This window comes from Bradyrhizobium elkanii USDA 76 (genome assembly GCF_023278185.1).
Classification (GTDB): Bacteria; Pseudomonadota; Alphaproteobacteria; order Rhizobiales; family Xanthobacteraceae; genus Bradyrhizobium; species Bradyrhizobium elkanii.
The window spans coordinates 5,204,757-5,219,432 of sequence record NZ_CP066356.1; the positions used below are offsets into that span (position 1 = coordinate 5,204,757).

Sequence of the window (14,676 nt, forward strand, 5' to 3'; positions counted from 1 at the left end):
GGCTCAACGCGACCCGCTCGCCTCGCCGATCTCGTCCGCCCGCCCGGCAAACCGCAGCGCGAGGCGATCGAACCAGAGGTAGATCACCGGTGTCGTGAACAGGGTCAGCAGCTGGCTCACCAGGAGGCCGCCGACGATCGAAATGCCGAGCGGATTCCGCAGCTCGGAGCCCGCGCCGCTGCCGAGCATCAACGGCAGCGCGCCGAGGACAGCTGCCATCGTCGTCATGATGATCGGCCGGAACCGCAGCAGGCAGGCCTGGTAGATCGCCTCCCGCGGCGGCTTGCCCTCGTTGCGCTCGGCATCGAGCGCGAAGTCGATCATCATGATCGCATTCTTCTTCACGATGCCGATCAGGAGGATGATGCCGATGATCGCGATGATGGTGAGATCCTGGCCGGCCATCATCAGCGCCAGCAGCGCGCCGATCCCGGCCGAAGGCAGCGTCGAGAGGATGGTCAAGGGATGGATGAAGCTCTCATAGAGCACGCCGAGCACGATATAAACCGTGATGATCGCGGCCAGGATCAGGAACAGCTGGTTGGAAAGCGAGGACTGGAACGCCAGCGCCGCGCCCTGGAAGCTCGTGATCATGCCGAGCGGCTGGTTGATGTCGGCCTGCGCCTGCTTGATCGCCGTCACCGCCCCGCCGAGGGAAGCGCCCGGGGCGAGATTGAACGAGACGGTCGCCGACGGGAACTGGCCGAGATGGGAGATCTGCAGCGGCGCGGTCTCCACCCGCATCTTGGCCATCACAGACAGCGGCACCGGCGTCGAGCCCACCGATGACGGCAAATAGATCGACGACAGCGAATCCAGCGAATTCTGCAGCGACGGATCGGCTTCCAGAATCACGCGGTACTGGTTCGAATTGGTGAAGACGGTCGAGACGATGCGCTGGCCGTAGGAATCGTACAGCGCGTTGTCGATCGTCGCCGGCGTGATGCCGAACCGCGCCGCCTGGTCGCGGTCGATGTCGACGAACACCGAAAGCCCCTGCGCCGAGATGTCGCTGGTGACGTCGCTGAGCTCGGGCAATTCCCGGAGCTTGTCGACCAGCTTCGGCGTCCATTCCGCAAGCTCGTTCGGATCGGCATCCTGCAGGATGAACTGGTACTGCGTCCGGCTCACGGTGCCTTCGATGGTGAGGTCCTGGACCGGCTGCATGTAGAGCGTGATCCCGGTCAGATCAGCCGTGCTCGCCTTGATCCGGTCCATGATCGTCGAGACATTGGCCTTGCGCTGCTCATGCGGCTTCAGATTGATCAGGATGCGGCCGCTGTTCAGCGTCGTGTTGGTGCCGTCGACGCCGATGAACGACGACAGGCTCTGCACGTCCGGATCCTTCAGGATCGCGCTGGCGAGCCGCTGCTGCCGCTCGGCCATCGCCGCATAGGACACCGATTGCGGCGCCTCGGAGATCGCCTGGATCACGCCGGTGTCCTGCACCGGAAAGAAGCCCTTGGGGATGACGACGTAGAGCAGCGCCGTCAGGCCAAAGGTGGTTAGCGCGATCAGCAGCACGAAGGTCTGGCGATCCAGCACCCAGTTGAGCATCCGGGCGTAGATCGCGATGACGGCATCGAAGGCTTCGCGGCTGAGCCGCTGGAAGGTGTTCTCGCGCGCCATGGCCTCCGGCTTCAGCAGCTTCGCGCAGGCCATCGGCACCAGGGTCAGCGACACCACGGCGGAGATCAGGATCGTGACCGACAGCGTGATGGCGAATTCGCGGAACAGGCGGCCGACGACGTCGCCCATGAAGAGCAGCGGGATCAGCACCGCGATCAGCGACACCGTCAGCGAGATGATGGTGAAGCCGATCTGCTCGGACCCGCGCAACGCCGCCTCGAGCGGCGACTCGCCCTCCTCGATGTAGCGCGAGATGTTCTCGATCACGACGATGGCGTCGTCGACCACGAAGCCGGTCGCGATCGTCAGCGCCATCAGCGACAGGTTGTTCAGGCTGAAGCCGAACAGGTACATCGCGCCGAGCGTGCCGACCAGCGAGAGCGGCACCGACAGGCTCGGGATCAGCGTGGCGCGGGTCGAGCGCAGGAACACGAAGATCACAAGCACGACCAGAATCACGGCAAGCGACAGCTCATATTCGACGTCGCGGACCGAGGCCCGGATCGTGACGGTGCGGTCGGTCAGGATATTGAGGTCGATCGCGGCCGGCAGCGTCGCCTGCAGCTGCGGCAGCAGGTCCTTGATGCCCTGCACCACCGAGATCACGTTGGCGCCGGGCTGGCGCTGGATGTTGAGGATGATCGCCGGCGTCTCGTTCATCCAGGCGCCGAGCTTGTCGTTCTGCGCGCCGTCGACGACGTTGCCGACGTCGCTGAGGCGGACCGGCGAGCCGTTCTTGTAGGCGATGATCAGCGAGCGGTAGTCGCTGGCATTGCGGATCTGGTCGTTGGCATTGATGGTGTAGGCGCGCATCGCGCCGTCGAAATTGCCCTTCGGCGTGTTGATGTTGGCATTGCCGAGCGTGGTGCGGAGATCGTCGATGTTGAGGCCATAGGCCGCGAGCTTGCGGATGTCGGCCTGGATGCGCACGGCCGGCCGCTGGCCGCCGCTGATGCTGACGAGGCCGACGCCGGGCAGCTGCGAGATCTTCTGCGCCAGCCGCGTGTCGACGAAATCCTGCACCTGGGTCAGGGGCATGGTCTTCGAGGTCAGGCCGAGGGTCAGGATCGGCGCGTCGGCCGGATTGACCTTGGCGTAGATCGGCGGCGCCGGCAGGTCCGACGGCAAGAGATTGCCCGCGGCATTGATCGCGGCCTGCACCTCCTGCTCGGCGACGTCGAGCGAGATCGACAGGCCGAACTGCAGCGTGATCACGGACGAGCCCGCCGAGCTCACCGAGCTCATCTGGGTCAGATTCGGCATCTGGCCGAACTGCACCTCGAGCGGCGCCGTCACCGACGAGGTCATCACGTCGGGGCTCGCGCCCGGATAGAAGGTCTGCACCTGGATGGTCGGATAGTCGACCTCCGGCAGCGCCGCGACCGGGAGAAATCGGAACGCGAGCATGCCCGACAACATGATGGCGATCATCATCAGGGTCGTCGCCACCGGCCGCAGGATGAATGGCCGCGACGGGTTCATTTCTTCTGCCCGTCCTCGGACCGCTTGTGGTGGCCGCCTCCGGGATCAGCGCCGTCCTTACTATCTCCCTTGCCGTCGCCCTTCGCGGCCCCGTTCGCCGCGCCACTCGCCGTCCCCTTGGCCGCAGCCGCCGGGTTGGCGGCATCGGCGGCGGAGCGCACGACCACCTTGGCGCCCTCGCGCAGCTTGTCGGCGCCGTCGATCACGATGCGATCGCCGGGCACAAGCCCGGACAGCACCTCGACCCGGTCGCCGTCGGTGACGCCGAGCTTGACCGGCCGTACCGAGACCGTGCTGTCGGCGTTGACGAGATAGACGAAGGTGCCGGGCACGCCGCGCTGGATGCCGGCGGTCGACATCGTCGTCGCATCCTTGTGGGTATCGAGCAGCAGGCGGACGTTGACGAACTGGTTCGGATAGAGCGTGCGCTTGTCGTTCTCGAACTGCGCGCGCAGTTTGATGGTGCCGGTGGTCGCATCGATCTGGCTGTCGAAGGTCTGCAACGATCCCTCGGCGAGCTTGTTGGCACCACTGCGGTCATAGGCCACCGCCGGCAGCACCGCGCCCTCCTTCAACCGCTTCGCGACCGCCTGCAGATTGTCCTCCGGCAGCGTGAACAGCACGCTGATCGGCTCGAGCTGCGTGATCACGACCAGGCCGTTGGTGTCGCCCGGCGTCACATAGTTGCCGAGATCGACCAGACGCAGTCCGACGCGTCCGTTGATCGGCGACACAATGTGACAATATTGCAAATTCACCTCGGCCGACTTCACCGAGGCGCGATCGGCTTCCACCGTGCCCTGGTACTGCGCAACCAGCGCCACCTGGGTGTCGAGCGTCTGATGCGGCACCGCATTCTGCGCGGCGAGGTTCTGGTAGCGGGTGAGATCGACCTGGGCGCCCTTCAGCTGCGCCTCGTCGCGGGCGAGCTGTCCCTTGGCCTGCGCCAGCGTCGCCTCATAGGGGCGCGAATCGATCTCGGCGATCAGGTCGCCCTTCTTGACCTCATCGCCCTCCTTGAAATCGATCTTCATCAGATAGCCGCTGATCTGGCTCCTGATCGTCACGGTCGCGAGCGACGTCACGGTGCCGAGCGCATTCAGGCTGACGCCGATATCGCCCTTGCCGATCGTCTCCGGCACGATCGACATCGGCCCGGCGGTGCGGCCGCCACCGGCCTGCGGCGGGGCGGCCTGCTGCCGCGTCCACCAGACGATGCCTGCAAGCACCGCCAATACGAGACATCCCGTCAGAAACCCTCGCCAACGCGACCCTCGCCTGGTTCGCTCGGGCGCCACAATCGACGGGTCTTTGATCTGCTGGTCCATAACCTGCCCACGAAGAAACACGAATGAGCTCGCGCGGCTCTATGTGTCCCCTGAACTCCGCGCGCGCCACATCCGACGAAGCATTTTGAAGGCTTCTGCCGGACAAAGCGCGTTAAGAATTGTAAAGGATAGCGGCGCTTCCCGGTCGGCCGCTGTTTCTCGCTGGATTGTGGCTATTTTACCCGATCATTTGTAACCAGGGCAACACGATCAGCAACAATCCGGCAAAGTAGATCAGGCCGAAAATCAGCCCGAATTTCCAGAAGTCGCCTTTGCCGATATAGCCGCTGCCGTAATACATCGGCGCCGGTCCCGTGGCATAGGGCGAGATCACGCCCATCAGGCCCAGCGAATAGACGCAGAGCAGCATCAGGGTCTGCACCGACAGGCCGGGAATACTGGAGCCGACGGCGAGCACCACCGGCAGCACGGCGGCGGTATGCGAGGTGATGCTCGAGAAGAAATAGTGGATCCAGAAGAAGAAGGTGACGAGCAGGATCATCCCGACCAGCGGCGACGTGCCGGAGAGCGGCTTGGCATAGCCCTCGGCCACCCATTTGATGAAGCCGATCTCGTTGAGGCCCGACGACAGCGTGAGCAGCGAGGTGAAATAGAAAAATACCTCCCACGCGCTCTTCTCCGCGACGATGTCCTCGAACGCGATCACGCCGGTCAGCAGCATCAGCGAGATCACGACGAACACGACGGTGGTCGCGTTGATGAAGTTCGAGCCGAGCAGCGGCACGCTGATATTGGGATTGGAGCCGCAGATCCACAGGAACATCGCGAGCACCACCAGCACCGCCATGATCCATTCGTGCCGCGACGGCGGCCCCATCTTGGCGAGCTCGCCCTCGCTCCAGGTCACGATCTCCGGGCTCTCCTTGATCTCGGGCCGGCAGACCAGATAGCTGAGCAGCGGCACCAGCAGCAGCAAGAGGATGCCGAGCGGCGCGAAGCCGATGAACCATTGCGACCAGCCGACCTCGATGTTGACGAGCTTCTTGGCGATCGAGAGCGCGGCGGCGTTCGGCGCCAGCGCGGTCAGGAACAGCGAGCTGGTGACGGCCGTGGTCGCGAACGCGGTCCACATCACGAAGGTGCCGATCTTGCCCGCGGTCGGGCCGGGCTCCGAGCCGTAGATGCGCGGGATGTTGCTGACGATCGGATAGATGGTGCCGCCCGAGCGCGCGGTGTTGGACGGCGTCGCCGGCGCCAGCACGAGATCGGAGAACGCCACCGCGTAGCCGAGCCCGATGGTGCGGCGGCCGAGACCGCGCACCAAGAGCAGCGCCAGCCGGCGGCCGAGCCCGCTCTTGCGATAGCCGATCGAGAACACGAAGGCGCCGACGATCAGCCACACCGTGCTCTCGGAAAAGCCGCCGAGCATCCAGCGCAGCGACTTGTTCGGGTCGTGCTCGACATAGCCGCCGATGCCGGCGACCGTCAGGCCGATCAGACCGACCGCGCCGACCGGCATCGATTCAAGGATCAGCCCGGTGATCACGGCGGCGAACACCGCGAAATAGTGCCACTGATTGGCGTTCAGCCCCGACGGCACCGGGACCAGATAGATCACCAGCCAGACCAGCAACGGCGCAAACGTCCGCCATGACCATTTCATGCAGCGTCCCCCTCACCTGTGTCGATTGTCGGGCGCGCAAGCCACCGTGTCCCGGCAGCGCCGCCATCTTTTTGTTGCAATCTAGCACGACCGCGCAGTCCGTCTCGGGAAACTGCGTCGGAACGGCGCGGCTTGTGGAGGAACCGGCGCGTTTCGTCAACACGTAGCGTCCCGGTGGCAGCCCCCATCGCAAGACCGCCCGCGCTTTGCTATCCTTGGCGCTATGACCTCACGCGACTCCGCCTCCTCCGAGATCACGCCCGAGGTGCTGTTGCGCGCCTATGCCTGCGGCATCTTCCCGATGGCGGAGAGCGCCGACGATCCGACCCTGTTCTGGGTCGAGCCGGAATTGCGCGGCGTGATTCCGTTCGACGGCTTCCGTGTCGCCTCCCGCCTGGCGCGCACCGTGCGCTCGGATGCCTTCACCGTCACCGTCGATACCGCGTTCAAGGCCGTGATCGCCGGTTGCGCGGCGCCGCAGCCCGGCCGCGACGACACCTGGATCAACAAGCGCATCCGCGATCTCTATGTCGGGCTGTACGCGTCGGGCCATTGCCACAGCGTCGAGGTCTGGCAGGACGACAATCTGGTCGGCGGGCTCTACGGCGTCAGCCTCGGCCGGGCCTTCTTCGGCGAAAGCATGTTTCACACCATGCGCGACGCATCGAAGGTCGCGCTGGTGCATCTGGTGGCGCGGCTGATCGCGGGCGGGTTCGAGCTGCTCGACACGCAATATGTGACGGAGCATCTGCGGACGTTCGGCGCGATCGAGATCTCGCGGCGCCGCTATCGCACGCTGCTCGACAAGGCGATCACGGGCGCACCGGCGGATTTCCGCAAACTCGACGCCACCCAGCCGGTCAAGGGCGCCGACGCGCTGGCGATCATCGCCGAGCGCAATTGAAATGACGCGTTGATCACGTAGCCCGGATGAAGCGAAGCGCAATCCGGGGCAGACTGTCCGTGCGGACAGGAACCCGGATTTCGCTACGCTCCATCCGGGCTACGAAGTGCCAATCAGTTTCCGAACAATCCGCCGAACAACCCGCCCGGCCGCTGCTGTTGTTGGGGCGGCGGAGGTGGCGGCGGCTGCTGCTGCTGGTATTGCGGCAGCGGCGGCGGACGCGGCGCGGCCTGCTTCTGCGGCGCGCGCTTCTGGGCCGGCGGCGGAGGCGGCGTCGGCGCCTTCGGCGGATCGGGCGCGGCGGTCACGATGGTCTGGTCCGGTCCTTTGCAGTCGGTCAGCCAGATGTCGTAGATCGGATGCTCGACGCCGTGCAGGCCGGGGCTCGCCGCGAACATCCAGCCCGAGAAGATCCGCTTCACCTCGCCCTGCAGCGTGATCTCGTCGACCTCGACAAAGGCGTCGGTGTTGGCGGCTTCCGTCGACGGCCTCGTGTAACAGGCATCGGTCTTCACCCGCAGCGCACCGAACTGCACGGTCTCGCCGATATCCTCGTCGAAATTGATGATGCGTCCGGTGATCTTGTCGAGACCGGAGAAGCTCGCCTTCTTGTTGGTGATCTTGGTCGACGGCGGCTCCTGCACGACCTCGTCGCCCGGCTGCAACGTGGCAGGCGTCTGCGGCGCGGTGCCTGGGGGCGTGCCCTTGGGACGCTGCCCCGGCGGCAGCGGGTTGGCGCCGGGCGGTGTATTGGCAACGGCGGGACCGCCGGGTTGCGGCGGCTGCACGGCGACACCAGGCTGGGTGCCCTGCGGAGCCACCGTCGAGCCGGGCGGCGGCGCCAGCGGCTGCGACTGCACGCTGCCGGGCGGCGGCACCGCCTGGCCTGGCGGCAGCGCCCGCGGCTGTGTCGGCAGCAGGCGGCCGCGCGGCAATTCCGGCACTTCCTCGTCGTCGTCGCTGGGAGGGGCCGCCTGACCACGCGGGATCGAGCCGGGCGGACGCGGCGCGGGATCGGAGAAAATCGTTCCGATCTGCGCGCGCGCGGGCGGCGCAAGCGAGATGGTTGAGGCGGCAACCAGGGCCGCAAAGCCAGTCAGGGCAACGGTTCGAAGCATCTCGCGCGGCTTTAAAGGGCGAATCGGGCTCGCGACAGTCTACCTTGATATCGGCCGCTCGCAGGCCACCGGTTAACACGCCGAATACGGCGGGGAAAGGGCACCCGGCCACCTCTCCCCGGCCCACTGGTCAGCCCCTGGCCAGCCTCTGGTCACTGCTGGGAACACGTGTGATAGTCCTCACGCTGAAGGCACGCGGCCACGCGTGAAAACCAGGAAAATCCGGATCGAACCGGACCAGCCAGAGGAAACTCACCATGCCCGATCGCATCAGGCTCGACGGCCGGGTCGCCGTCGTCACCGGGGCTGCCGGCGTCATCGGAACCGCCACGCTCCAACTGCTCGCCGAACGGGGGGCGCGGATTGTCGCAGTCGACCGCAAGGGCGCCGATCTCAACGCCGCCACCAAGGACCTGCCCGCCTCGGCCGAGGCCCTTGCTATCGAAGCCGACGTCACCGACGAGGACGAGGTCAAGGACTATGTCCGCGCCGCCGTCGACCGCTTCGGCACCATCGATGCCTTCTACAACAACGCCGGCGTCGAGGGCGACATCAAGCCGATCCCTGAATATTCGCTGGAGAGCTTCCGCCGGGTGCTCGACGTCAATGTCGTCGGCGTCTTCCTCGGCATGAAGCATGTGCTGCCGGTCATGCTGAAGCAGAACAAGGGCAGCATCATCAACACCGCCTCGATCGCCGGCCTCGTGGGATCGCCGATGATCGCGGTCTACAGCGCGAGCAAGCATGCGGTGATCGGGCTGACCAAGAGCGCGGCCTGGGAATGCACCGGCACCGGCGTGCGGGTCAATTGCGTCTGCCCCGGCATGATCGAGAGCCGGATGCTGAGCACGATCCTGCAGGGCCGCTCCGGCGGCAACGCGCCGCCGCCGATCGAGAAGATCGTCGATCGCATCCCGGCGCGCCGGCTTGGCCTCGCAAGCGAGGTCGCCTCCATCGTCGCTTTTCTTGCCTCCGACGAGGCGAGCTACGTCTCCGGCTCCGCCTACACCGTCGATGGCGGCCGCACCGCCGCCTGACATTTCAGTCCAGCATCATAGGAAGGTTTGTTGTCTATGCCCGTCGTTCTCGATCCCGATGCCGCCGCCGTCTACAAGGCGTTCCAGGAGGCCGGCCGTCCCGCCTATGAGACGCTGACTGCGCCGGAAGCGCGCGACTATTATCGGGCCGCCCGCGTCGTCTCCAATCCCGAGCCGCCCGCGCTGGAATCGAGCAAGCCGCTGGCGATCCCGGCGCCGCACGGCGCGATCCCTGCCCGCATCTACACGCCGAACACGCTGCGCAAGAAAGACGGGCTCGCACCATGCCTGGTGTTCTTCCACGGCGGCGGCTGGGTGATCGGCGATCTCGATACCCATGAGGTGGTTTGCCAGAAGCTTGCCCATGAGGGCGAGCTGATCGTGATCTCGATCGACTATCGCCTGGCGCCCGAGCATCGTTTCCCTGCCGCGGTGGACGACGCCGTCACTGCGACCCGATGGGTCGCCGCCAATGCCAGGGATTTCGGCATCGACGCCGCGCGCCTGACCGTCGGCGGCGACAGCGCCGGCGGCAACCTCGCGGCGGTGGTTGCCCTCACCGCCCGCGCCGGCGGACCGAAGCTCGCTGCCCAGTTGCTGATCTATCCCGCGACTGATTTCTCGCGGAAGCATCCCTCGCACAGCGAGCCCGAGACCAGCATCCTCCTGACGCATTCGGTGATCGGCTGGTTCGCCAACCATTATCTCGGCGACGCCGACAGCAACGACTGGCGCGCCTCGCCGGCGCGCGCAAAGGACTTTGCCGGATTGCCGCCGGCCTATGTGCTGACCGCCGGCGCCGATCCGTTGCGCGACGAAGGCGACGAGTACGCGAAATTCCTTGAGGATGCCGGCGTGCCGGTGACCTACCGGCATTTTCCCGGCCAGTTCCACGGCTTCTTCACCATGGGCAAGCTCCTCAATCAGGCCAATATCGCGGTGACCGAGATCAGCGCCTGGCTGAAGACGTTGGGCTAAAGCAGGATGAGTTTGGGTTGAATCGGGACCGCAGGCTTGGCTTACCTCTCCCCATTGGGGAGAGGTCGATTTGCGCAGCAAATCGGGTGAGGGGCCGCGGCTCCAACGAGAGAGCGTAACCCCTCACCCGGCGCTACGCGCCGACCTCTCCCAAGGGAGAGGTGAACTTCTGCCGCCGCTCCAGATCAAACCTAATCTCATCGTGCTCTAGCGATCCGATCGGGGGCGACGCGCTTGCAGTGTCGTCCCCCTCGATCGCGGCTCGGAGCACATGGCGTGCCCAGCTTGCGGCGTTAGCGCGCCTTGAAGTTCCGCACGCCGCGCGATAGTGCGGCCGTCAGCGCTTTCACGCCGCCGGGCACTCCAGCCATCGAGATCGTCTTGCTCACGCCACTCCTCGTCTACGGTATCCCGCTCGATTTCATCCTGTTCGCGCTGACGCTGCTCGGCGTCGCGATCTTCCATCACCACACGCTCGCGGTGGCGCTGACGGGCCTTGCCGCGATCGTCGCCTACAAGCTGCTGTTCGCGGGCTTTGCGAAATTCGGCGCGGGCCTGCCCGGTCTCGCGCATCACATGGAGCATGAGTGGGTCACGCTCGCCAACCTGTTCCTGCTCCTGATGGGCTTTGCGCTGCTGTCGCGCCACTTCGAGGAGAGCCGCATTCCCGACGAGATGCCGGCGCTGCTGCCCGATGACTGGAAGGGCGGACTGATCCTGCTGGTCATCGTGTTCGTACTGTCGGGCTTCCTCGACAATATCGCGGCTGCGCTGATCGGCGCCACCGTGGCCCGCCACGTGTTCCGAGGCCGTGTGCATATCGGCTATCTCGCGGCCATCGTCGCCGCATCGAATGCCGGCGGCGCCGGCAGCGTCGTCGGCGACACCACGACGACGATGATGTGGATCGACGGCATCAGCCCGCTCACGGTGGTGGAGGCCTATGTCGCAGCCATCGTCGCGATGCTGGTATTTGCGGTGCCGGCCTCGCTGCAACAGCACCGCTTTTCCCCGATCGTGAAGGATGCACCGTCCGGCCTCAGAATCGACTGGGCGCGGGTGGGGATCGTGGCCGTGATCCTGCTCGCCGCGCTGACGGCCAATGTGACGGCCAATCTGAAGTTCCCCGCGCTGCTCGAAGCGCTGCCCGTGCTCGGGCTCGCGGTCTGGGCCGCGATCCTGGTCACCTCAGCGCTGCGGCGGCCGGACTGGTCGGTGATGCCCGAGACGCTGAAGGGCACCGTCTTCCTGCTCGCGCTGGTGACGGCGGCCTCGATGATGCCGGTGGAGAAATTGCCCGCCGCGTCGTGGCAGACCGCGCTCGGGCTCGGCTTCGTCTCGGCGGTGTTCGACAACATTCCCCTGACCGCGCTGGCTCTGAAGCAAGGCGGCTATGACTGGGGCTTTCTCGCCTATGCGGTCGGATTTGGCGGATCGATGGTCTGGTTCGGCTCGTCGGCGGGCGTTGCGGTGTCCAACATGTATCCGGAAGCCAAATCGGTGGTCCGCTGGATCACCCAGGGCTGGCCGATCATGGCGGCCTATGTCGTCGGCTTCTTCGTGATGCTCGCCCTGCTTGGCTGGCACCCCGACGCGCCACATTGACGCAACACAATGCTGCAATGCACAATTGCGCTCGCCTCAAAACTGTGGAAAATCGAGACAAATCCGTTGACATTGCTAAACTCCATTCGCCGTAACAACTTATGGAGAGTTCGCATGAGTGTTAGTGCAGAAGTCCTCGCCCGCGCTCCGTCGGAGCAGATGGAGGACGAAATCAACACGGTGACTTCGCATCGACCACGCAGCAACATCCGGCCCCTCTCGCCGATGCCGGACTATGTCGAGCATCGCAACGGCGTCAACGAGGTGGGCAAGCTGTCGGCCGAGGCGGTCGTGCGCGAATACGAAGCGGCGGTGAAGGAAATCGAGGCCCTTGGATCGGAACTGCAACTGGCCGCCAAGAACTGCGAGGTCATGGTCGCAGGCGTCCATGACATGATCGCCGAGATCAAGGAGTTCGCTGCCGGTTACCGCGATCAGGGCAAGCGTTTCTTCCTGCAGATCGAAGCCGTCTCGTTGATGACTGCGGAGGTCAGGGATACCTGCGAAGCACTCAAGAAGAAGATCGCAACCGATACATTGAGCCAGTGATTTTTCGGTTGAAGCGCGTTTCGTGATCAGCGCATCCGTGGATCTCTACGATCGTGGGCTGATCCTGTATTGGTGAATGACTGCGCTATTCCGGCGCGGCAGAACCGTTAGTTCTATTCAAGACCAAGTCACTCAAGATTAAGTCGCTCAACATCTTGCCCCGCTTCGGCGGGGCTTTTTTATTGCGAGACGAGCAATCTCTGCGCGGGTCGCGTCCTCGACCGGGCCGGGCCTCCGTCCATGACCTTAGCGCGCGTCAGCTGCACGCCCGGCCGTGTCCGTCGCCGGAGACAAGTCGGATAACGCAGACCAGCGGTCGCTGAAATCGTTGGCCGGGAGCGCGTCCGTGCCGGCGACGGCAATGCCGTCGGTCCGGGGCGCGTGCGACTTGATGGTCGCGGCGGTTGCGGTGACAGCCAGCAGGGCGACAGCCACGAACCCGGTAATCGTTCGATGCTTTGTCATTAGAACCTCCTCGGGTCCCCAATGCCCACTTAACGTGGGTCACGGGAACCCTCGTCAGGTTCATCGCTGCAACGACGACATGGATCGCGTGAAATCGGACAACGAGCTTGTCCCAAACGCGCCTACCCTGCCCGCGCGGCCCGCCGCAGCGATTGCGGCGGCTGGCCGAAGGCGCGGATGAAGGCGCGGCGCATCCGCTCGGGATCGCGGAAGCCGGTGATCTCGGCGACGCGCTCGATCGCCTCGCCCGACGACTGCACGCGCTGCCGCGCGACTTCGATCCTGAGCCGCTCGACCGCTTTCGAAGGCGTCGTGCCGGTCTCCGCGATGAAGGCGCGGGTGAAATGCCGCGAACTCATCCCGGCCTTGTCGGCGAGGTCCTCGACCGTCAGCGGCGCATCGAGATGCTCGCGCGCCCAGGCGAGCAGCGGCCCGAACCTTCCGTTCGGCGTCTTCAATTCCAGCAGCGAGGAAAACTGCGACTGCCCGCCGCTGCGCCGATGGTACAGCACGAGTTGCCGCGCGGTGTTCTGCGCGACCTCGTCGCCATAGTCCTCGGTGATCATCGCGAGCGCGAGGTCGATGCCGGCGGTGATGCCGGCCGAACTCCAGATATTGCCATCGCGGACGAAGATCTGGTCCGGCTCGAGCTTGATCTTCGGATAGGTCTTCACGAAATGCGGCGTGCGCTGCCAATGCGTGGTGGCGCGGCGGCCGTCGAGCAGGCCCGCCTCGGCCAGCACATAGGCACCCGAGCACACGCTGGCGACGCGAATGCCGCGGCCCGCCATCCGCCGCACGAATGACAGCGTGGCTGGACAGGTCGCCGGCGTGCGCACGCCGTTGCCGCCCGCAATGATCAGCGTCGTGATCGCCGCCGACGGCTTGAAGCCGCGCGCAAGCATCTCGACACCGGACGAAGAGCGCACCGGCCCGGCCTTCGCCGCAATCGTCCTGATCGCCGGCGCGTTGTTGGCGAAGCGCGCCGCGATCTCGAAGGCCGCGATCGGGCCGGCCGCGTCGAGCAGCTGGAAGTCGGGAAAGATCAGGATGCCGATCATCGCCAAATCCTCGCAGGTGACGTTACCTTCTTGGCGGCTCTCTCTCGGGAGCCTTGCGTCTCTCAGGAGCCTTGCGTCTCTCGGAAGCTCTGCGTCCGAAAATGAGGGAAATACGCCATTTTGGACGAGAGGCCATCATGACATCGTGGTTCCGTCAAGCGCTATTTGGAGGCCCCGATGACCGAACCCCTGCAGATTGGATTGCTCGTCTTCCCGAAGGTGACCCAGCTCGACCTGACCGGTCCGCTGCAGGTGTTCTCCTCGGTCCCCGGCGCCAAGGTGCACCTGATCTGGAAACGCATCGAACCCGTTCCGACCGATTCCGTCATGGTCCTGACGCCGACCACGACCTTTGCCGATTGCCCGCAGCTCGACGTGATCTGCGTGCCGGGCGGCCTGGGCACCGACGACATGGTCGGTGACCAGGACATGCTGGCCTTCCTGCGCAGGCAGGCCGAGGGTGCGAAATACGTCACGTCGGTCTGCACGGGATCGCTGGTGCTCGGCGCGGCCGGCCTGCTCAAGGGCTATCGCGCGACCACGCATTGGAGCGCGATTGATTTCCTGTCGGGCTTCGGGGCCATTCCGACCAGGACGCGCGTCTGCGTCGACCGCAACCGCTTCACCGGCGGCGGCGTCACCGCGGGCATCGACTTCGCGCTGACGCTGGTGTCGGAGCTCGTCGACCGCAAGACCGCGGAAGCGATCCAGCTCAGGCTCGAATACAACCCGGCCCCGCCGTTCAACGCGGGCTCGCCGGATACCGCACCGGCCGAGATCCTCGCCTTCATGAAAGAGCGGATCGCGCCGTCGCAGGCGCGCCGTGCCGACTTGATGGGCCGTGCAGCGGCGCGGCTGTCCTGACCTGATCGCCGCAAAGAAAAAGGCCGCCCGGT

At 65.4% G+C, this 14,676-nt stretch carries 12 protein-coding genes; 6 read left to right on the top strand and 6 right to left on the bottom strand.

Going from position 1 to position 14,676, the window contains the following annotated elements; all coding sequences use genetic code 11:
- Positions 1-3: 3 nt before the first annotated feature.
- The 3 genes from JEY66_RS25360 to JEY66_RS25370 form a co-directional block, all read right to left on the bottom strand.
- Positions 4-3,111 carry an MdtB/MuxB family multidrug efflux RND transporter permease subunit gene (locus JEY66_RS25360; protein WP_018271405.1) on the bottom strand — a complete coding sequence of 1,036 codons (3,108 nt, stop codon included), beginning with the start codon at positions 3,109-3,111 and terminating at the stop codon, positions 4-6.
- Positions 3,108-4,439, bottom strand: a complete 1,332-nt coding sequence (locus JEY66_RS25365) for an MdtA/MuxA family multidrug efflux RND transporter periplasmic adaptor subunit (RefSeq protein WP_080650362.1) — start codon at positions 4,437-4,439, stop codon at positions 3,108-3,110. The genes JEY66_RS25360 and JEY66_RS25365 overlap by 4 nt, the downstream gene beginning before the upstream one ends.
- Positions 4,440-4,617: 178 nt before the next feature.
- Entirely contained in the window at positions 4,618-6,063 is a 1,446-nt protein-coding gene (locus tag JEY66_RS25370) for a DASS family sodium-coupled anion symporter (protein ID WP_018271403.1), read from the bottom strand.
- 223 nt (positions 6,064-6,286) lie between these two features.
- Between JEY66_RS25370 and aat the strand changes: the two genes are divergently transcribed.
- Positions 6,287-6,967: a leucyl/phenylalanyl-tRNA--protein transferase gene (gene aat, locus JEY66_RS25375; RefSeq protein WP_018271402.1), complete on the top strand. Its 681-nt coding sequence runs from the start codon at positions 6,287-6,289 to the stop codon at positions 6,965-6,967.
- Positions 6,968-7,080: 113 nt separating this feature from the next.
- Here the strand turns inward: aat and JEY66_RS25380 are convergent, their stop codons facing one another.
- Positions 7,081-8,085 (bottom strand): DUF2155 domain-containing protein, encoded by a 1,005-nt coding sequence (locus JEY66_RS25380; protein WP_018271401.1) that lies wholly within the window; start codon positions 8,083-8,085, stop codon positions 7,081-7,083.
- Positions 8,086-8,342: 257 nt separating this feature from the next.
- On the opposite strand from JEY66_RS25380, the gene JEY66_RS25385 reads away from it, so the two are divergent.
- The 4 genes from JEY66_RS25385 to JEY66_RS25400 all read left to right on the top strand — a co-directional run bounded on the left by JEY66_RS25385 (position 8,343) and on the right by JEY66_RS25400 (position 12,254).
- Entirely contained in the window at positions 8,343-9,122 is a 780-nt protein-coding gene (locus tag JEY66_RS25385; protein WP_018271400.1) for an SDR family NAD(P)-dependent oxidoreductase, read from the top strand.
- A gap of 36 nt (positions 9,123-9,158) precedes the next feature.
- Positions 9,159-10,100 (top strand): alpha/beta hydrolase, encoded by a 942-nt coding sequence (locus JEY66_RS25390; protein WP_018271399.1) that lies wholly within the window; start codon positions 9,159-9,161, stop codon positions 10,098-10,100.
- A 381-nt stretch (positions 10,101-10,481) separates the two neighbouring features.
- Entirely contained in the window at positions 10,482-11,705 is a 1,224-nt protein-coding gene (locus tag JEY66_RS25395) for an SLC13 family permease (RefSeq protein WP_026192710.1), read from the top strand.
- 9 nt (positions 11,706-11,714) lie between these two features.
- Positions 11,715-12,254 (top strand): hypothetical protein, encoded by a 540-nt coding sequence (locus JEY66_RS25400; protein WP_244620884.1) that lies wholly within the window; start codon positions 11,715-11,717, stop codon positions 12,252-12,254.
- Between the two features lie 246 nt (positions 12,255-12,500).
- On the opposite strand, the gene JEY66_RS25405 is transcribed toward JEY66_RS25400, so the two are convergent.
- Entirely contained in the window at positions 12,501-12,719 is a 219-nt protein-coding gene (locus JEY66_RS25405; RefSeq protein WP_018271396.1) for a hypothetical protein, read from the bottom strand.
- 122 nt (positions 12,720-12,841) lie between these two features.
- On the bottom strand, positions 12,842-13,780 hold the full coding sequence (locus JEY66_RS25410; protein WP_018271395.1) for a GlxA family transcriptional regulator: 939 nt from the start codon (positions 13,778-13,780) through the stop codon (positions 12,842-12,844).
- A gap of 177 nt (positions 13,781-13,957) precedes the next feature.
- On the opposite strand from JEY66_RS25410, the gene JEY66_RS25415 reads away from it, so the two are divergent.
- Positions 13,958-14,644 carry a DJ-1/PfpI family protein gene (locus tag JEY66_RS25415; protein WP_018271394.1) on the top strand — a complete coding sequence of 229 codons (687 nt, stop codon included), beginning with the start codon at positions 13,958-13,960 and terminating at the stop codon, positions 14,642-14,644.
- Positions 14,645-14,676: the final 32 nt, after the last annotated feature.

Excerpts from the sequence above, each read along its gene's own strand:
- JEY66_RS25360 (WP_018271405.1), bottom strand. The coding sequence starts at position 3,111 with ATGAACCCGTCGCGGCCATTCATCCTGCGGCCGGTGGCGACGACCCTG.
- JEY66_RS25365 (WP_080650362.1), bottom strand. The coding sequence starts at position 4,439 with ATGGACCAGCAGATCAAAGACCCGTCGATTGTGGCGCCCGAGCGAACC.
- JEY66_RS25370 (WP_018271403.1), bottom strand. The coding sequence starts at position 6,063 with ATGAAATGGTCATGGCGGACGTTTGCGCCGTTGCTGGTCTGGCTGGTG.
- aat (WP_018271402.1), top strand. The coding sequence starts at position 6,287 with ATGACCTCACGCGACTCCGCCTCCTCCGAGATCACGCCCGAGGTGCTG.
- JEY66_RS25380 (WP_018271401.1), bottom strand. The coding sequence starts at position 8,085 with ATGCTTCGAACCGTTGCCCTGACTGGCTTTGCGGCCCTGGTTGCCGCC.
- JEY66_RS25385 (WP_018271400.1), top strand. The coding sequence starts at position 8,343 with ATGCCCGATCGCATCAGGCTCGACGGCCGGGTCGCCGTCGTCACCGGG.
- JEY66_RS25390 (WP_018271399.1), top strand. The coding sequence starts at position 9,159 with ATGCCCGTCGTTCTCGATCCCGATGCCGCCGCCGTCTACAAGGCGTTC.
- JEY66_RS25400 (WP_244620884.1), top strand. The coding sequence starts at position 11,715 with ATGCTGCAATGCACAATTGCGCTCGCCTCAAAACTGTGGAAAATCGAG.
- JEY66_RS25405 (WP_018271396.1), bottom strand. The coding sequence starts at position 12,719 with ATGACAAAGCATCGAACGATTACCGGGTTCGTGGCTGTCGCCCTGCTG.
- JEY66_RS25410 (WP_018271395.1), bottom strand. The coding sequence starts at position 13,780 with ATGATCGGCATCCTGATCTTTCCCGACTTCCAGCTGCTCGACGCGGCC.
- JEY66_RS25415 (WP_018271394.1), top strand. The coding sequence starts at position 13,958 with ATGACCGAACCCCTGCAGATTGGATTGCTCGTCTTCCCGAAGGTGACC.